Source organism: Stappia sp. WLB 29 (assembly GCF_023507705.1).
Taxonomy (GTDB): domain Bacteria; phylum Pseudomonadota; class Alphaproteobacteria; order Rhizobiales; family Stappiaceae; genus Stappia.
Genome location: NZ_JALBGD010000002.1, coordinates 315,718 through 333,844, shown reverse-complemented (window position 1 = coordinate 333,844; position 18,127 = coordinate 315,718). Strand labels below are relative to the sequence as shown.

Annotated in this window: 11 protein-coding genes and 1 tRNA gene; 4 read left to right on the top strand and 8 right to left on the bottom strand. The window is 61.8% G+C overall.

What is annotated here, in order from left to right:
- Positions 1 to 341 precede the first annotated feature (341 nt).
- Positions 342 to 1,643: a DNA cytosine methyltransferase gene (locus tag MNI96_RS22065; RefSeq protein WP_502960302.1), complete on the top strand. Its 1,302-nt coding sequence runs from the start codon at positions 342 to 344 to the stop codon at positions 1,641 to 1,643.
- On the opposite strand, the gene MNI96_RS04880 is transcribed toward MNI96_RS22065, so the two are convergent.
- The 3 genes from MNI96_RS04880 to MNI96_RS04870 form a co-directional block, all read right to left on the bottom strand.
- Complete coding sequence (locus tag MNI96_RS04880; protein ID WP_249690865.1) at positions 1,524 to 2,459, bottom strand: response regulator; 936 nt, start codon at positions 2,457 to 2,459, stop codon at positions 1,524 to 1,526. The two genes, MNI96_RS22065 and MNI96_RS04880, sit on opposite strands and share 120 nt — an antisense overlap.
- Positions 2,449 to 4,794: an ATP-binding protein gene (locus tag MNI96_RS04875; RefSeq protein WP_249690863.1), complete on the bottom strand. Its 2,346-nt coding sequence runs from the start codon at positions 4,792 to 4,794 to the stop codon at positions 2,449 to 2,451. Before MNI96_RS04875 ends, MNI96_RS04880 begins: the two co-directional genes overlap by 11 nt.
- A gap of 908 nt (positions 4,795 to 5,702) precedes the next feature.
- Positions 5,703 to 5,779: transfer RNA gene (locus MNI96_RS04870), tRNA-Met, on the bottom strand.
- 554 nt (positions 5,780 to 6,333) lie between these two features.
- Here MNI96_RS04870 and MNI96_RS04865 point away from each other — a divergent pair.
- Positions 6,334 to 8,085, top strand: coding sequence for a cyclic peptide export ABC transporter (locus tag MNI96_RS04865; protein ID WP_249690861.1), 1,752 nt, complete (start codon positions 6,334 to 6,336; stop codon positions 8,083 to 8,085).
- A gap of 3 nt (positions 8,086 to 8,088) precedes the next feature.
- Here the strand turns inward: MNI96_RS04865 and MNI96_RS04860 are convergent, their stop codons facing one another.
- From MNI96_RS04860 to MNI96_RS04840, 5 genes are all read right to left on the bottom strand, one after another.
- Positions 8,089 to 10,533 carry a GcvT family protein gene (locus MNI96_RS04860; RefSeq protein WP_249690859.1) on the bottom strand — a complete coding sequence of 815 codons (2,445 nt, stop codon included), beginning with the start codon at positions 10,531 to 10,533 and terminating at the stop codon, positions 8,089 to 8,091.
- 4 nt (positions 10,534 to 10,537) lie between these two features.
- Complete coding sequence (locus MNI96_RS04855; RefSeq protein WP_249690857.1) at positions 10,538 to 11,440, bottom strand: choline kinase family protein; 903 nt, start codon at positions 11,438 to 11,440, stop codon at positions 10,538 to 10,540.
- A complete protein-coding gene (locus tag MNI96_RS04850; RefSeq protein ID WP_249690855.1) occupies positions 11,437 to 13,500 on the bottom strand; it encodes an ABC transporter permease in 2,064 nt (687 codons plus the stop codon). The genes MNI96_RS04855 and MNI96_RS04850 overlap by 4 nt, the downstream gene beginning before the upstream one ends.
- Positions 13,501 to 13,502: 2 nt before the next feature.
- A complete protein-coding gene (locus tag MNI96_RS04845; RefSeq protein ID WP_249690853.1) occupies positions 13,503 to 14,558 on the bottom strand; it encodes a quaternary amine ABC transporter ATP-binding protein in 1,056 nt (351 codons plus the stop codon).
- A 136-nt stretch (positions 14,559 to 14,694) separates the two neighbouring features.
- Positions 14,695 to 15,654 (bottom strand): ABC transporter substrate-binding protein, encoded by a 960-nt coding sequence (locus MNI96_RS04840; RefSeq protein ID WP_249690851.1) that lies wholly within the window; start codon positions 15,652 to 15,654, stop codon positions 14,695 to 14,697.
- A 218-nt stretch (positions 15,655 to 15,872) separates the two neighbouring features.
- Between MNI96_RS04840 and MNI96_RS04835 the strand changes: the two genes are divergently transcribed.
- Both MNI96_RS04835 and MNI96_RS04830 read left to right on the top strand, forming a co-directional pair.
- Positions 15,873 to 16,634: a DeoR/GlpR family DNA-binding transcription regulator gene (locus MNI96_RS04835; RefSeq protein ID WP_249690850.1), complete on the top strand. Its 762-nt coding sequence runs from the start codon at positions 15,873 to 15,875 to the stop codon at positions 16,632 to 16,634.
- 114 nt (positions 16,635 to 16,748) lie between these two features.
- A complete protein-coding gene (locus MNI96_RS04830) occupies positions 16,749 to 18,035 on the top strand; it encodes a UDP-N-acetylglucosamine 1-carboxyvinyltransferase (RefSeq protein ID WP_249690847.1) in 1,287 nt (428 codons plus the stop codon).
- The last annotated feature ends 92 nt before the right edge of the window (positions 18,036 to 18,127 follow it).

The window sequence follows — 18,127 nt, the reverse complement described above, 5'->3', positions numbered from 1 at the left end:
GCGCCCCCCACCAAACACCTCCACTCAGCCGCCAGCAACCACCGCCTCACTTGCCCGACAAGGCAAACCACCCTCGGCCCCGAACAAAACTAGATAGAACTTGAAGGCAAAGGCTACCGGGACGCACCTGCCATTGCGGAGATCGGAGGCTCCCATTTATGGTTAATTTCGGCAACAAAGCCGTCGACACGTATCAATTGGCACAGCACCAGTCGAATAACCTTTCTTAACCCTTGGATGGCACATTTCACCACAGTGATAGTTTTACGGTGAAATACTTTGCTCGAATATCGACCAAGTTTGTCCTGGACATTGTCTAGAGCACATGTAAATGTGCCCCTATGAAGCCAGTGGCGATTGATCTCTTTTCAGGTTGCGGAGGCCTCTCGCTGGGATTGTCCCAGGCAGGCTTCGAACACCTTTTCGCGGTGGAAAGCCACCCCGATCCCTTCTCCACGTACGAGCGCAATCTCATACTCGGAACTGACTACGAAAGCCGATGGCCTAGTTGGCTCTCAAGATCGCCTCATGACATTCGCCAACTCCTCGACACCCATATGGACGAACTCGTTGCGCTGCGAGGCGAGATTGACCTCATCGCCGGTGGGCCACCTTGTCAAGGTTTCAGCACAAATGGACGGCGAGATCCATCGGACCCAAGGAGTTCGATGATCGACGCCTACATGGACTTTGTTGCAGCAATCAGACCAAAGCTTGTATTACTGGAGAACGTTCAGGGTTTTGCTTCCATGCCGCATTCAGATGGAGGTTGCTATCCAGACCACGCTCGTCGTCGACTCTCCGCGCTTGGATATGAAGCATGGGACACACTGCTGGCGGCCTCAGATTGGGGGGTTCCCCAACGACGTCCGCGCTATATCCTTATCGGGGCGCCAAAGGATAGCCTTCCAGGTATCAATCCTATTGAACGCCTCCGTGTCTTCCGGAAATCGTTTCTTGAGGGGCTGGGACTTGGATCCAGTCCAGTAACGGCAAAAGAAGCATTGTATGACCTCGAAACGAGGGGAAAGATAACGGTACCGGACCCCGAATGGGGGCACTCAGGGTTTTGCGCGCTCGACTATCAAGAGCCCGAACATCCAACTCCCTACGTGCGCTTGATGCGAGATGAGGCCAACGCTAACCTCACCGATATGCGCCTCGCTCGTCATTCCCCGGAAAAAGTCAAGATGATGAGCGAAGTACTCGCCACTTGTCCGAAGGGGCGCGTGATTGGGGTACTAGATCGTGAACGCTTGGGGATTCGAAAGCGCTCGACGACACCGCTTGATCCGGATGCTCCGTCTCCGACAATTACAACCCTTCCGGACGACCTGATACATTACTCGGAACCGCGGACAATGACGGTAAGGGAACATGCGCGTCTTCAGTCGTTTCCAGACTGGTTTTCGTTCCATGGCAGATACACCGCAGGCGGACTGGCACGAAGAACCGCCTGCCCGCGCTATACGCAAGTAGGAAACGCAGTTCCCCCTTTGCTGGGGCGCGCTCTCGGGAAGATCCTACTCAGCTTGCTGAGGGACCAAAAGGTGGTGAATTTCCCTGATAGCCTTCAAATTGGACAAGAAATGCCGCCTGAGCGCGGGAAAGTCATGTGTAGTCATGATGGTGTCTCCGTTTGAGTTACGGATCTCCCATCCATCCTTGGATTTAAATTCCGTGGCATGCCCCAGAATATTTCGCTTTTCCAAAACCTCCGCGCGAAAGTTCTTCGTGGCTAATTGCATCGCGCTGAGATGGTCTTTTTCTTCTCCATCCTCTTTCTCCCGGATGGCCACTCGAAGCAAATCACGAAATGTTCCGAAGAGCTTCATGCTATCGACAGCCCTATGATCCAATTGAGCTGTCAATCCATCGAGTCTCGGAAAGTCTTCAACTATTCTCTGCGCGGACTGCACTACCTGCGCTGAAAGCTTTTTGTCCGCCCCGTCAGCAAGTCCCTGAGCACTAATCGCTAGGACTATGTCCTTGCAAAGTGAATCAGCTACCGCGACTACTTCCACTGCCAGTCCACGCATCCCGGACAGTCTGTCAAGTGACTGGGCTAGATCTGAAATCATTTCAGCAGCCCTATCGAGAAAACGGCGCCGGTGAGCACAGAAAATACCTTCTATTCGCTCGTCCGCCATTCGCCGGCGAAGATCAGCTTCTTCAACGCTCCCACTGTAGAATAGAATAGGTGTTGAGCGAAACAACTTTCTAACCTGGGGAGCCAAAGCATCCCCCTTTACGCCACCCGCCAAATTCAAATCAAGCAGGATCAGGTCGAAAGGATGATAGACTGCTTGCTCCTGCGCAAGCTCTGCAAGATTGGATCCGTCTGCAGAATTACGAATGCTTGCCTCAAAGCCTGAGTTTGAAGCAGCTTCTCGAATGCTGTCTACTTCACCCGGGTTAAAAGCGTCTTCGAACCATAGTATTCCAAATTCAAGGTTCACGTGCCCCCTCCGCAATCGTAATCAAAAAATCGGCCCTGTTCTCCTCACCATCAGGATCAAGTTCGATAGACCCCCCCATCTCTTCGAGAACATGCCGGACGTGGTATAGGCCAAGACCGGTGCCTCCAACCGTAGCAGAATAGTGCTTCTCGAATATTCGCCGCGGGTCCATACGCTCAGGATTGAAGCCTACCCCATCGTCAGACACCCTTATGGCAAGGCCTTTCCCGGACTTGGGACGTGCAGCTTTAAATAAGATTGTTTGCGCCTTTGCCTTCCGAGCATTGTCAATCAAGTTATCAACGATCACAGCGAGATCAAAAGGAGAAAACTTGCGCTCTAGGGACAAGTTATTCGCTTCGAATGTCGGCTGGGGTCGTTGCGCTGAATCGTTGAGCAACACTGAAAAGTATTCCTCCAAGAACCCAACGAGATCGCCCCTGACTTCGCTGGTTTCAAGATCCACTCTGATATTTGGCGCAAAGCGAGAAATTGATTGGAGCCGGTCGTTCTCAAGTCGGATGTAGGAGAGATCATCAAGCACTTGCCGAAGTCCATGACGAAGGGACCCGGCTAAATCTTCAAGATCATCCGCATCCAAATTTTCAATATCATTGAGTTGCCCAAGAATCCCGCCTGCGTTTGCAAGAGCCCTTCCTGTACCTGCATCAATATGGCCCGAGTAAATATTCACTTGATGGAGAAGGAGTCGAATGCGCTCAGCATCAAGATCTTGACTCGACGCCAGAAAATGGGCCTGTTTCTCGAGCTGGGAAATCCTAGCATCAGACCTTGCTCGCTCCTGAGCATATCGATTGGCTTCTTCCCGGGCTGCTGCTTCCGATTTTTCAAGCTCAACGATCTGCGCGCGGGTTTCTTCGATGCGCTTGAGGAGGGTCAAGTCGCCCTCCCGTTCAGCAATCGACGAAAGATCTTCAAGAGCTTTCCGGCTGGCTTCTTCGCGGGCATCTGCCAATTCCAAAATGTCGTGATCGAAATGAACAATCTCGACACCCTTTGCGCGTGCAAAACCACCGACGATCTCTAGAATTCTTCTTCGAGCTGGATCTGTTTCAAGCCCTTCAGAAGTATCCCGGTCCCTGTCAGCTTTATCCTTCCAATTAACACCGACCACATATCTCTCAAGCCTAAAAATCATGTGCTTACGGACGGCGTCGTAAAGCTCGCGCCAGTGCGCGTCTTCAATCAAACCAGCATCTCGGCTCGACGCTTCACGAAACATGCGAGCAGGAGCTTTTACGTCGATACGTCCAAGGACGTCTCTTGTCCCAAGGTAACGCGAGGAGCCCTGCTGCTTCCTGCGGTTTAGGCCAAAGCTATCGTCGTACTCCTCTCCAATGGGGAATACCCTAAATCCATTGAGAAAGAGGAAAATGCTACCAAATTCGACCACCGGCACCTTCATCCGCTGGGAAAAGGTCTGTTTAGCGCTCCGATTGAGGTAGAAAATCTCACCCCGGACCGTAGCCCCAGTCAGGTCTTCATATGGGCTTTCCTCAGAGATCTCATATATCACTCGGCCCCGATCAATAAGGGAGGAGTGTATCCTGCCCTCGGATATCCCCACTTCCATCCTCGTCGTCTTGTCTTTTAAGACATCCGCGATATCGTTGGAAATAGGACCGTTTAAATCACGATTGTGCGGATCTGAACCGACAAGGACTGTCGCCACCTCGACGTCCTCCGTGGTTCCAAACGGGTCTATGAGCTTCGCCAGATAACGACGTAGTTTGGCAACAGCATCCTCACCCCATGCGTGGCGCAGCCCCTTTATTCGGAGCATCGTGCCACGTTGCGAAGGTGGCACAACTCCGTCAGATTTTGGGAACGAACTATCCTCATCAAGGCTCACCTTGATCGTACCAAACTCTTCCTTGCTGTCTTGCTCAAAGTCCTCCCAGTCGACTTCAAGTTTGATTACTGGGGAAATATCTTCTCCTGTCCTCGAATATAATTCCAATGACCTTCCAAGCGTGTCGCATGAGAAACGGCCTATGCCCTTGCTTCCGGCATATCCTCGAATCCTGATTCGGTCGCGATAGTCGCTCGCATCATCATCTTCAGTACCATCAGCCTTCGCAGAGTAAGCAACGAAAAGCCATTTTTCCCTTACGTCATACGAAGACATTCCCTTACCATCGTCTACGATAGTGAGCAGATCTGCCTCAAGATCGAACGTAATTCGAACATGCGTAGCCCTGGCATCGAATGAGTTCTTCACAAGTTCGAAGATTGCGACGAATTCATTCGTCACCAGGTCACGCCCGATGACATCCTTGAGATGTGTGCTGATCCGGAATGCAATCTGATCCATAACTACGAGAGCCTATCGCTGGGGAGTTATTTGTCTAGCTTGAATCGCGACGCGCGCCGCAACTTTGATAGCGAGGTTTCGGTCCAACGATACAAAGCCAGAAGTGCTTTTGATGTCCGCGCCTCGTTCTGGCGTACGCTTCCTTCCCATTTCGGGTTTTCCGCGAGCTTAAGAAACTCGAGAATTAGAACGGCATCTTTCAGCCACGGGCGTTCTGGCCAACAAGTTGAAAAGGATGTAGACAAATTCCTGTTTATCAGATCTGAGAGACGCGCACTGTAGCAGCGTCGTGGCGGTTCCACGTCCTCTATCGGGACGCGCGGAATCCAGCCATCGATTAAGGCTTATCGGCCTCGATCTCATTTCGCCTTTCTTCGAAAATCTTTTTGATGAATTTACGCACCCTTTTGCTCGGTTCCACGATCGCATGGAACTCAGCAATTCTGTTGTTTTGATCCGGAACGGCGTCCGACGATGTGTTTCCCAGGAAACCGTAGAGCGCTCCGATCAGGTCGTAAATCACGTCCGAGCACCCACTCGTTTTCCGTTTGGTCAGTTTCCGAATATGCCTTGCGATTTACCCGGAGCCGCCTTTACCGTTCGGCTGCGTTCATCGCAATTGTGTTGAGGGCGTTCGTCCGAGTTTCTTTTTCAGGGGAGGGGTTTAGCCAAGGCGGTTTTCTTTTCGTGTGCACGAAAAATGATGGCCCCACTCTTCCGCGATATCGATCACGTAAAAAACTTCCCCCGTAACTCCGGATGATATCGCGGTCTCAAAGGATTCACACGAATGCGTGCTTAGGGACTCGTTTGGATCGTTACACAGTCAGTACAAGTTGCCCAAAAAGCAAAACTCAGAAACCGGTGCATACTGAGTCAGTCTATAAAAATCTAATTTTTTGAATTTTTGGTAGCGGAGGAGGGACTCGAACCCCCGACACGCGGATTATGATTCCGCTGCTCTAACCAACTGAGCTACTCCGCCAGACCGGCAGCGGGCAGCAAGGCCCGCGCGAGTGAGCCCGCATATAGTCGGCGCCGCGGCCGCCTGTCAAGAGAGGAGCCGCAGGTTAGGCGTGCTTCTCCCCACTCGCCGTTTCACGCGGCTCCAAAGGGCGGTGACCCAGGTCGCCGAAGGCGGCTTCCGGCCACCGGATTGCCCCTGCCATGGACGGTTTTGGCAGTGAGCCCGCCCTCCCGCAAGATGGTACGGGAAGAAGCTTGCCGGTCGCCGAAGCATCCGAGGCGGTCGCTGGACGCGCTTTGCCATGGCGCGCCGAGAGCCCACCCTCTCCGGGACAGCCACGGCGCCATAGCCGCTCGACGCTAGCAAGGAAGCTGCAGCAAGAAACAAACGCTTTGCGCGCGTCCAGCAAGCCGGAGCACAGCCCGGCGCATCTCCCCTGCCCGGCTCAAGCGCGTTTCCCTCACCCGAGAATTGGGCTAGAGCAGGGTGCGCGACAACAATCGGGCAGCGCGCGAGGCAGGCGCCAGCCCGCAGAAAACACAAACCGGCGACGAGCAGGCAAGACGAACGAGATGGCGGGGCGAAACGACAGCGAGACGAGCGGCACCGAAGGCGGCAGCGGGCTCGGCTCCCTCTTCGCGTTCCTGATCCGCGACGGCAACCTGATGCGCTCGCCCGTGCTCGCCTATGCGGTGCTGGCCAGCGTCACCCGCTCGGGCATGATCTACGCCATCAACACGCTGGCAGGCGCGGCGGCCATTGCCACGGGCGATGTCCTGCTGCTGTTCGCCGCCATCGCCTCTACCCTCACCTTCTCGCATCTTGCCCGGGTCGCCAGCTTCCGTCTGGTCGAAACCACGAAGCGGCGGCTGCGCACCGAACTGAGCCGGCGTCTTCTGGAGGCCCGTGCCGATTTTCTCTCCCGCCGCGACCATGGCAAAGTTTATTCCATCGTCACCCACGAGGTGAACCAGATCTCCTACGCATCGGTGAACTTCATCCAGTCGCTGGAAGCAGTGCTGGTGATCGCCTTCTGCATTCCCTACATCTTTTATCTGTCCTGGCCGAGCGGCGTCGCGACTCTCTGTGCCGTAGTGCTCGGCGCCATCGGCTACCTGCTGGCACAGACCCCGGCGCAGGCGAGCGCGGAACGTGCCTCGCGAACCGAGTGGACCTTCTTCGACCGGGTCAACGACGTGCTGCGCGGCTACAAGGAGCTGCGGCTGCGGCGTGCGCGGCGCGACGGGCTGCAGGCCGACATCATCGACGCGGCAAGTCGCGAGCGCGAGTTGAAGGTCACCGCAGAGCGCTTCTTCAGCCTCGGCCAGACAGTCGCCCAGGGCGCAATGATGGGCCTGCTGTGTCTGATCGTCGTCGGCCTGCCGCTTCTTGCCGGCACGCCCACCGAAACGGTGCTGCAGGTGCTGACCGTGGTGCTACTGACCTATGGGCCGGTGGAAACGGTGATGGGCAATCTCGCCTCGTTCTCGCGCGCCGCCGTCGCACGGCGCCTGATCGCCGGGCTGGAAAAGGATCTGATCGCCGAGGCGGAGATTGACGCACCGACCGACAGGGCCGCAGCCCCGCCTGCCCGTTTCTCGCGGATCGAGCTGCGCGGCGTGACGGCGACCCTGTCGGAGGCACCGCCTGAAGGGGCAACCACCGCCGCCCCTGCCGACGACGAACACTTCACCGTCGGGCCGATCGACCTCGTGCTGGTGCCCGGCGAAGTGGTTTTCATCAGCGGCGGCAACGGTGCCGGCAAATCGACACTGATCTCGCTGCTGACCGGCCTGCGCCGGCCCGAAGACGGGGAGATTCTTCTCGACGGACAGCCGGTGACGACGGCCACCCTTCAGGACTACCGGGACCTCTTCAGCGCGGTCTTCAGCGAGTTTCACCTCTTTTCCCGGCTTTACGGGCTGGACGAGGCGGAACAGGCGAAGGTTCCGCCGCATCTTGCCGAGCTCGACCTTGCCCACCGCGTCCGCATCGAGAACGGCGCGTTCTCGACCCTGGCATTGTCGACCGGCCAGAAGCGGCGGCTCGCGCTGTCCGTGGCCCTCGCCGAGGCACGGCCGATCATCGTGCTGGACGAATTCGCCGCCGACCAGGACCCGGTCCGCCGCAAGCTCTTCTACGACGTGCTGGTACCGCAGATGGCGCGCGACGGCCATCTGGTCATCGCGGTGACCCACGACGAACACTGTTTCGACAAGTGCGACCGGCTGATCCGCATGGAAGCCGGCCGGATCCTTGCCGACACCCGCCAGCCGGGGTCGGCACACGCGATTGCGGATGCCGCCGTCGTGTCCGGCAACTGATCCTCAGGCCTTCACACGGGCATTCTGCGGATCGTAGAGAGGGCCGAGTTCGATCCGTGCCGGAACCCGCTCATTGGCGACAACGAGCTCATAGCTGCCGGCGCGCAAGTACGCCTCGTCCACACCATCCGCACGACGCAAATAGCCATAGCCGATCGGCCGGTCCACCGTGTAGCCGTAGCCGCCGCTGGACAGATAGCCGGCAAACTCGCCGTCGCGCAGGATCGTCTCGCGGCCGAGCAGCACCACGCTCTGGTCCTCGACCGTGAAACAGGCGAGCTGCTTGCGCAGCGGCACCGCCGCGATCCGCTCCGAAGCCTCCCGACCGAGGAACGGCAGGCCGGAGCGCAGCTTCACCGCCCAGCCGAGACCAGCCTCGAACGGGCTGTCGTTCGGCGTGATATCCGCGCCCCAGGCGCGATAACCCTTCTCAAGCCGCAAGGATTCGATGGCGCGATAACCCGCCGGCCGGATTCCGTGCGGGGCGCCCGCCTCCATCAGGGCATCGAACACCGCCCCGGTGGCGCCGATGGGCACGTGCAACTCCCAGCCGAGTTCGCCGACATAGGTCACACGCAAGGCCCGCACCGGATGTCCGGCGATCTCGATCACCCGCACATGGCCGAAAGGAAAGGCCTCCCCCGACACATCCGCCCCCGGCGCAACAGCGGCGAGCACATCGCGCGCCTTCGGCCCCATCAGCGACAGCGTGCCGAACTCCTCGGTCACGTCAGCGAGGGTCGCATTGGAGCCCGCGCGCAGGTGCTCGGCGATCCAGCTTCCGTCATGGGTGCGAAAACCGGTACCGGTGACGATGTAGAACAGATCGTCGGCAAGGCGCGCGACGGTGAGGTCGCATTCGATGCCGCCGCGGCTGTTGAGCAGCTGGGTATAGGTCAACCGGCCAGCCGACTTGCCGACCTTGTTGGCGCAGATGAACTCCAGCTGTGCCGCCGCATCCGGCCCGCGCAGCTCGAACTTGGCAAAGGACGACTGGTCGAACAGGCCGACCGCTTCGCGCACGGCACGGTGTTCCTCGCCGACCGCGTCGAACCAGTTCTGCCTGCCCATGGAGTAGATGTCGCGCGGCTCGTCGCCGGGGCGGGCGAACCAGTTGGGCCGCTCCCAGCCGAGCTTCGAGCCGAACACCGCCCCGCGCGCCTGGAGCCGTTCGTAGAGCGGCGAGACGATGCGCGGCCGGCCGCTCGCATATTCCTCATGCGGGAAAACGATGGTGTAGTGCTTGCCATAGGCTTCCAGCGTGCGCTCGCAGACCCAATCGCGGTCGCTGTGCAGGCCGGAGAAGCGGCGGATGTCGACGCTCCAAAGATCCAGCGGCGCCTCGCCCTTCATCACCCATTCGGCGAGCACCCAGCCGGCACCGCCGCCCGAGGCGATGCCGAAGGCGTTAAAGCCGGCGCCGACATACATGTTCGCGCATTCGGGCGCCGCGCCGAGAATGAAATTGCCGTCCGGTGTGAAGCTTTCCGGCCCGTTGATCATCTGCTTGACGCCGGTCTGCTCGAGCGCCGGGACGCGATGGATCGAGTTGACCAGATGTTGCTCGAAATGGTCCCAGTCGTCCTCGAACAGCTGGAACTGGAAATCGTCCGGCACATCGCCCGTCGTCCAGGCGATGGGGTCCGGCTCGTAGCCGCCGAGCGCCAGGCCGCCGACCTCCTCCTTGAAATAGGTACGCCGGTCGGGGTCGCGCACGGTCGGGGTGTTGGAGGTGATACCCTGGATCGGCTCGGTGATGATGTATTGGTGCTTGACCGGCTGCAGCGGCACGTTGACGCGCGCCATGGCGCCGACCTGCCGCGCCCACTGGCCGGCACAGTTGACCACCTTGTCGCAGGCAATGCGCCCCTGCGTCGTCTCCACATGGGTGATGCGCGCCCCGTCCATGACGAAGCCGGTAACGCGGATGCCCTCGACGATCCGCACCCCGTGCATGCGTGCGCCCTTGGCCAGCGACTGGGTGATGTCGGACGGACTGGCCTGTCCGTCGGTCGGCAGAAAGGTCGCTCCCACCAGATCGTCGACGCGCATCAGGGGCCACATCGCCTTCACCTCGTCCGGCGACAGCAGGTGCATCTCCATGCCGAAGCTGCGGGCGGTGGTGGCAAGGCGGCGATACTCGGTCCAGCGATCCTCGTTGCAGGCGAGCCGCAGACAGCCGGTCATCCGCCAGCCGGTCTCCAGGCCCGTCTCTGCGTCCAGCCGCTTGTAGAGATCGACGGAGTATTTCAGCACCTGGGTGATAGAGGCGGAGGAGCGCAACTGACCGACCAGCCCGGCCGCATGCCAGGTCGAGCCGCTGGTGAGCTTGCCCTGCTCCAGCAGCAGCACATCGGCCTTGTGATCGCGCGCCAGGTGATAGGTGGTCGAACAGCCGATGATGCCGCCGCCGATGACGACGATCTGGGCCTGCTGTGGAAGCGACATGGAACTAACCCTTTCCGAAACGGAGGCGGTAGCTGGCAAGCGCCGCCTCATAGGCGGCGAGCGTTTCTGCGGTGTAGGCGACGTAGTCGACGCCCGGCGCGTCGAGATGCAGTTCGGAGACGAGGCTCCAGAGGGTCTCGCGCAACAGCGAGGCGACCTGCATCGCCGCATGGGCATGCAGGAAGGCCGCATCCGCCGGCGCGTCGAGATAGGTTGCCAGCAGGTCTTCGGTCTCCATCTGCGAGAAACCCGCATTGGAGGCGACACCGGCGAGGTCGAACATCGCCGTGCCGAAGCCCGCATATTCGAAGTCGATCAGCCAGAGACGGTTGCCGTCGTCGATGAAATTCGCCGGCAGCAGGTCGTGGTGGCCGAAGACGATGGGCAGCGCCACCTGCGCCTGCTCCATCTCCTGCGCCACGGCGAGGAATTCCGGCAGGCGGCCCGCCATGCGCGAGTTTCCGGCGACCAGCGTGCGGGCATAGTCGCGGATGACGTGGAAGACCCAGAAGATGAAGCCCGCACCGCTGACCCGCTCGCCCATGCCGGTATGGAAGCGCCGGATGAGCGCGGCGACATCGGCACGCCGGGCCCGCACATCGGCAGGCCCGAACGTGTGCCCGTCGATGAAGCGAGAGACCATGATGCCGGGCTCGACATGCACCAGTTCCGGCGCAAGGCCAAGATCGACGGCGGCCCGTGTCACCATCGCCTCGCGTGCCCGCTCCACATGATGGAACGGGAAGTCCTGACCGAGGCGCACCACGAAGGCCCCTTCGCGATCACGAACGAGAAAGCTGGCATTGGAAAGCCCACCATGCAGCGGCTCGATCTCGATGGGGCCGGACCAAACCGGCAGGGCGGCGATCCTGTCATGGGTTGCGGCGGCGCCGGGCGCATCACTCATGAGCGTCCTCCTGCGGTGTCGTCGAGGCCGAGGCGTTGCCGGCTGCGCTCTGCGGCAGCGGCGATCAGCCGGTCGGCGATGATGGCGATGAAGGCGACGGCAAGACCGGCGACGAGACCGCGCCCGGTATCGGCCTTGGTGAGCGCGATATAGACCTCCTGGCCAAGGTCGCGCGTGCCGACCAGGGCCGTGATCACCAGCATCGACAGTGCCAGCATGATGGTCTGGTTGATGCCGAGAAGGATCTCCGGCAACGCAAGCCGCAGGCGGATCTTGGTCATCAGCTGCCACGGCGTCGCTCCCGACACGATGCCGGCCTCGAGCAGCTGCGGGTTCACCTGGCGCAGACCGTGCGCGGTGTAGCGGATCGCCGGCGCGACCGCATAGGCGACGACGGCGATCATGGCCGTGAAGTCGCCGACGCGGAACAGCATCACCGCCGGCATCAGGTAGACGAAGGAGGGCAGCGTCTGCAGCGTGTCGATGACCAGTTCCACGCCCTTCCACACCCGTTCGCGGGTGGAAGCGAGAATGCCGACAGGAATGCCGATCATGCAGGCGATGACGACGGAGATGCCGCAGAGATAGACGGTCACCATCGCCTTCTCCCACTGGCCGGTGAAGGCGATCAGCGAGGCGAGCACGGTGACCAGAAGGGCGAGACGCCAGCCGCCGAGCCGCCAGCCGAGCAGGCCCAGCAGCCCGGAGACACCTAGCCACGGCAGTCCGGCGAGGAACCGCTTGGCCGGAACCAGCACGTTGAGCAGCAGCGCGTTCTTCACCGCCTCGATCTGGTCGAAGAAATTGACGTTGATCCAGCCGACGATGTCGCTGCCGACCGAGCCGGTGGAAAGCTGCAAGGCCTTCGGGTAGGCCTGCACGGGCGCGGCGACGAGGCCGGCGAGCGCCGTGACCAGGACGAGCAGGCAGCCGGCAACCGTATAGGGATGGCGCGCGAGCAGCCCCTTTCGCTGCGCGTCCTCCGCCCCGTGCTCCGGACGGCGGTCGGCAAAGGCCTGGCTCAGCCTGTCGAGCGCAATGGCAAGCGCGACAATGGCAAGGCCTGCCTCGATGCCCGCGCCGATGTCGAGCCGTCTCAGGGCCGCCAGCACGTCGAAGCCGAGCCCGCCCGCGCCGATCATCGAGGCGATGATGACCATGTTGAGCGACAGCATGATCACCTGGTTGACGCCGACCATCAGCCCCGGCCGCGCGCTCGGCACGAGGATGCGCCAGGTCATCTGCCGCCGCGAGCAACCGGTCATTCGCCCGAGCTCGTGCGCCTCTTCTGGCACGGCGCGCAGGGCCAGCAGGCTGATCCGGGTCATCGGCGGCAGCGCATAGATGATGGTGGCGACGACCGCCGAAGTCGGACCGAAACCGAACAGGAACAGGATCGGCACCAGATAAGCAAAGACCGGCACGGTCTGCATCAGGTCGAGCACCGGCCTCAAGGCCCTGTCGAACATCCGCCAGCGGAAGGCGGCAAGTCCCAGCAGCAACCCGCCCACGACCCCGACCGGCACGGCGATCAGGATCGAGGCGAGCGTGACCATCGCGCTGGCCCACTGGCCGAAGACGGCAAGGAAGGCAAAGCAGCCGCCGACCAGCAGCGCGAGACGGCGTCCGCCGGCATAGTGGCCCATCAACATCGCAACGCCGGTCACCGCGAGCCACGACAGCGGCGGCAGCAACTGCACCGCGGCGCTGCCGCGCCCATCGAGAATACCGGTCGACAGCAGACCGAGGACCAGACGATAGGGTGCCTCCACCATGGCGGCGAGAAAGCGCGTGAGGTCGGTGAAGGTGAACAGGCCGAAGCTCGCCTCCTCGACCAGCCAGCGCATCGCATCGCTGATCCAGCGCTGCATCGGGATGCGCCAGCCGCGCGGAATGTCGAAGGCCCAGCCGGCATAGGACTCGCCGAATTGCCAGAGCAGCACAAAGGCGAGAACACCGGCGCCCCAGATGATGTGCCAGCGGCGACGGTTCTCGCGGCCGCCGGCTCCAGCGGCGGCGAGAGGCGCGGGCGCGCGCGGAATGCTGGCGGCCTCGCTCATGCTCAGCCCTGCATCATCACGGTCACGACCGCATCGCGGGTGAGGCGCCCGAACACACGACCGTCGCGCGCGCGCACGCCAATTTCCTGCAAGCCGCCGGCAAAGAACGAGGCCGCATCGGCGATGGGCGCGCCCTCGTCCACCGTCGGCGCACCTGCCGGAGCGCTCCCTGCCTCCATCAGGCTGCCGGCACGGATCACCTTGGCGCGGGCAACGCCGCGGGTGAACTCGGCGACGTAGTCGTTCGCCGGCCGCAGCACCAGGTCTTCAGGCGTGCCGACCTGCACGACCGCACCGTCCTTCATGATGGCAATGCGGTCGGCCAGGCGAATGGCCTCGTCGAAATCGTGGGTGATGAAGACGATGGTCTTGCGCAGCACCGACTGCAGGCGGATGAACTCATCCTGCATCTCGCGCCGGATCAACGGATCGAGCGCGGAGAACGGCTCGTCGAGGAACCACAGTTCCGGCTCCACCGCGAGCGAACGGGCGATGCCCACCCGCTGCTGCTGGCCGCCGGACAGTTCGCGCGGGAAAAAGCCCTCGCGCCCTTCCAGGCCGACCAGCGAAATCATCTGCCGTGCACGCGCCTCGCGCTCCGTCCGCCCGACGCCCTGAACCTCCAGCGGAAAGGCGACATTGCCGAGCACGGTGAGATGCGGCAGCAGCGCGAAATGCTGGAACACCATGCCCATATGGTGCCGGCGGATCTCGATCATCCGCTTCGGGCTTGCGGCAAGCAGGTTCTCGCCGTTGAACAGGATCTCGCCATGGGTCGGCTCGACCAGCCGCGACAGGCAGCGCACCAGCGTCGACTTGCCGGAGCCGGACAGACCCATGATCACGAAGATCTCGCCCTCGCGCACGCCGAGATTGACGTCGCGCACCGCGCCGACAAGTCCGGCCCGCGCAAGGCGACCGCTGTCCGCGGCGTTCGGGCCGTCGACCGGGTAACCCTCGGCGCCGGCGCCGAACAGTTTCCAGACCGAACGGCATTCGAGCTTCGTCGCAGGTGCTGCGGCTGCGGGCCTTTGGCCCTGCTGCAATGAACTGGTCACGGGTGGCATGCCTCGGCTTGCAGGTCCCGTCGCCGCCAGCCTGCCGAAAGACGGAAGGACATATCCGCGACAGGGCGAAAAGAGGCTGCCGCCGTCCCGGGGACGGAAGGCGGCGACAGCCAGTCGGGCAAGGGTGTTACTTGATCCACTCCGACCAGCGGTCGGTGTTGGCTTCCATCCAGGCAGCGACCACATCCTCGACGCTCTGTCCGTCGAGATCGACCTTGGTGATCATCCCGCCCATCTCGTCATTGTCGACGGAGAAGGCCGAGATCGCCTTGTGCGCGCCGGGCCACTTGTCCTTCACGCCGGACCACGCGACCTTCCAGATCGGCCCGCGCGGCTTGCCGCAATCGTAGGCCATGTCCGGATTGGAGCCCCACGCGGGGTCCTCGTAGCAGGCCTTCTCATAGGTCGGGAACTCGACCCACTCGCCCTCGTATTTCTGCGGCGCCCAGTGCGGGGCATAGACCCACAGGAGAATCGGCGCCTTGCGCTGATAGGCCGATTCCAGCTCGGCGAAGAGCGCCGCATCCGTCCCGGCGTGAACCACCTCGAACGGCAGTTCGAGCGCCTCGACGCGCTCATCGTCATATCCGCCCCAGGTCACCGGAGCTCCGAGATACCGGCCCTTCGGCGCCGTCTCCGCGGTGGAGAAGGCTTCGGCGCAAGCATCGCTCTTCAGCGCTTCCCAGTCGGGCAGCCCCGGGCAGAGCTCCTTCATGTAGCTGGGATACCACCATTCCTCGATCGCCAACATGCCGCTTTCACCGAGGTTCTCGACCTGCCCGGTGGCGGTCGCCTCGTCCAGCGCATCGCGGCCGGTGGTCTCCCAGATTTCCATCGCCACGTGCAGGTCGCCGGTCTTCAGGCCGGCGAACTGGGCGATATAGTCGGCCTGAACGTATTCGACGTTGTAGCCGGCCTTCTTCAGCACCTCGCCCATAATCTGCGTGGTAATCAGCTGGCCCGTCCAGTCGTGCAGGGTGAGGCGGATGGGATCTGCGTTCTCCGCGGCTCGCACCGGCGCCCCCGAAAGGACGGTTGCGGCCAGCAAGGCGGACAGGATCGCTGCCGCCGGACGGACATGTGTCATGGCTGGTTCCCTCTGTATGCGCTCTGGAGGCAGCGCCCGCCCTTGTCGGATCTCTTCGGCGCCGTCACAGGATCGTCACCTCGGCTGCCAAACCTGTCAATGCATTTGGGGGATAAAATTGGCAAATAGAGCACTTGATGTGGCTTTTTGAGATTGAATAGCCGATATTACCACAAAAGCCACACAAACAACCAAACAGCCGGGCCGTAACCTGCGCTATGACCTTCAGCAAGCGTCAGACCCTGATCCTGGAAAGCACCCGCCGCTCGGGCAGTGCCCGCATCGCCGATCTCGCTGCCGAGCTCGATGTCTCGCTGGAGACGATCCGCCGCGACATCCGCTCGCTGGTGGAAACCGGCGAGATCGTCAAGTTGCACGGGCTGGTCAGCCTGGCGCGGCAGGACATGGAGGCTCCGTTCGAGCGCCGCATGCGGGAAAACCTCGACGCCAAGATCCGCATCGCCCGCCATGTCGCGGCCGGCATCGCCGACGGCGATAGCGTCATGATGGACACAGGAACCACGACGAGCGTGCTGGCGCGCGAGTTGCGCGGCAAGACCGGCCTGACCATCGTCACCAACTCGTCCGACGTCGCAAGGACCCTGGCGACCGTGAACGGCAACAAGGTCTATATGGCCGGGGGCGAGTTGCACGGCGACAACGGCGCCGCCTTCGGCCGCTCCGCCATCGACTTCGTCTCCGCCTTTCGCGTCCGCCACGTGGTCATTTCCATCGCGGCCATCGATCCGGTGGACGGGCTGATGGACTATCACCTTGCAGAGGCGGATTTCGCCCGCACGGTGCTCGGCTGCGGCGAGACCCGAACGGTCATCACCGACCACAGCAAGTTCAACCGGCGCGCGCTTGTGCGGGTCGCGGGATTCCCCGATGTCGACCGGATCGTCACCGACATGGCTCCGCCGCCGGAGATCGCCGAGCGCTTGCTGGCCGCCGGCACCACACTGGAGATCGCGGCGTAGGACGGCATCTCGGCACGGCCATATCCTTGCCACGGAACTGCCGTTTGCCGTCGCCCGGATTCTCCATTAGGAAACGGGCAACATCCTGCCCCTTCCATCCGGAGGCACTTTTCCATGGCCGACCTCATCGTCGATGGCGGACACCCGATCTCGGGCACCGTCATTCCGTCGGGCAACAAGAATGCCGTTCTGCCGATGCTCTGCGCCACCCTGCTCACCGACGAACCGGTGACGCTGGAGAACGTTCCCGAGATCAGCGACGTCGCCAAGATCCTCGCCTATTTCGAGAGCATGGGCTCGACCGTGGCGCGCGCCGACGACGGTGCGACGCTGACCATCCGCCACGACTTCGACGCCTTCCGCAGCGGTGAGGCGGACCTGCCGCTCGGTATCCGCTCCGCCGTACTTTTGCTGGCGCCGGTGATGGTGCGCACCGGCACCCTCACCTTCGACACCGATGCCAAGGGCTGCGCTCTCGGCCTGCGCGAGATCGATCCCCATCTGGAGATCATCGAGCAGTTCGGCGCCCGCATCGTCGCGACGCATCCTTACGACATCCGCCGCGAGGACCAGCTCAAGGGCCAGGCGATCTGGGCCGACTATGCGTCGGTGACCGCGACCGAGACCTTCGCGATGATCGCCGCCACGGCAGAAGGCTCTTCCATCCTGATGAACGCGGCCTCCGAGCCGCATGTCCAGGCGCTGTGCGAGATGCTGCGTTCCATGGGTGCGAAGATCGACGGCCTCGGAACATCACGCCTAAGCGTGACGGGTGTCGAGCGCCTGTCCGGAACCCGCGTGCGGGTGCCCGACGACCACCACGAAGTCGCGACCTTCCTCGCCATCGGCGGCGTCACCGGTGGCCGGGTCACGGTGAAGACCGACGTCACCCCGCACATGACGCTGATCCTGCGCCAATTCGCCAAGCTCGGGCTCCAGTTCGAGACGACCGATGATTCCATCACCGTCACCGGCTGGACCCGCGAGATCTCCCGCCCCTACACCCGCGAGATGCTGCCGAAGATCGAAGCCGCTCCTTGGCCGTATTTCCCGGCCGACCTGCTGCCGCAGGCGATCGGCGTCGCCGTCGGCTGCCACAGCGAGATCATGTTCTGGAACAAGATCTACGAAGGTGCGCTGGCCTGGAGCTCGGAACTGGCGAAGTTCGGCGCCCGCGTGCACCTCTCCGACCCGCACCGGCTGATCGTCTTCGGCGGCAACAACCTGCGGCCGGCGGAAGTCGAGGCGCCCTACATCATCCGCGTCGTCCTCGGCCTATTCCTGGCGGCGATCCAGGTCGAGGGCCAGTCGACCATCCGCAAGGCGGATCCGATCCGCCGCGCCCATCCGCGCTTCGTCGAGAAGCTGACGGAGCTCGGCGCGCAGGTCCGCTGGGCCTGACGATACGTTTGCGCGAAAGCGACCGTACGTGTCGCTTTCGCGCATCTGGACATCCTCCCCAACGCCAGTAGCCTGCGAGGGCCGACGACCGC

What these genes read in the sequence shown, in the direction of transcription:
- MNI96_RS04835 (WP_249690850.1), top strand. Translation starts at nt 15,873, where the DNA reads ATGACCTTCAGCAAGCGTCAGACCCTGATCCTGGAAAGCACCCGCCGC.
- MNI96_RS04875 (WP_249690863.1), bottom strand. Translation starts at nt 4,794, where the DNA reads ATGGATCAGATTGCATTCCGGATCAGCACACATCTCAAGGATGTCATC.
- MNI96_RS04865 (WP_249690861.1), top strand. Translation starts at nt 6,334, where the DNA reads ATGGCGGGGCGAAACGACAGCGAGACGAGCGGCACCGAAGGCGGCAGC.
- MNI96_RS22065 (WP_502960302.1), top strand. Translation starts at nt 342, where the DNA reads ATGAAGCCAGTGGCGATTGATCTCTTTTCAGGTTGCGGAGGCCTCTCG.
- MNI96_RS04855 (WP_249690857.1), bottom strand. Translation starts at nt 11,440, where the DNA reads ATGAGTGATGCGCCCGGCGCCGCCGCAACCCATGACAGGATCGCCGCC.
- MNI96_RS04860 (WP_249690859.1), bottom strand. Translation starts at nt 10,533, where the DNA reads ATGTCGCTTCCACAGCAGGCCCAGATCGTCGTCATCGGCGGCGGCATC.
- MNI96_RS04830 (WP_249690847.1), top strand. Translation starts at nt 16,749, where the DNA reads ATGGCCGACCTCATCGTCGATGGCGGACACCCGATCTCGGGCACCGTC.
- MNI96_RS04850 (WP_249690855.1), bottom strand. Translation starts at nt 13,500, where the DNA reads ATGAGCGAGGCCGCCAGCATTCCGCGCGCGCCCGCGCCTCTCGCCGCC.
- MNI96_RS04840 (WP_249690851.1), bottom strand. Translation starts at nt 15,654, where the DNA reads ATGACACATGTCCGTCCGGCGGCAGCGATCCTGTCCGCCTTGCTGGCC.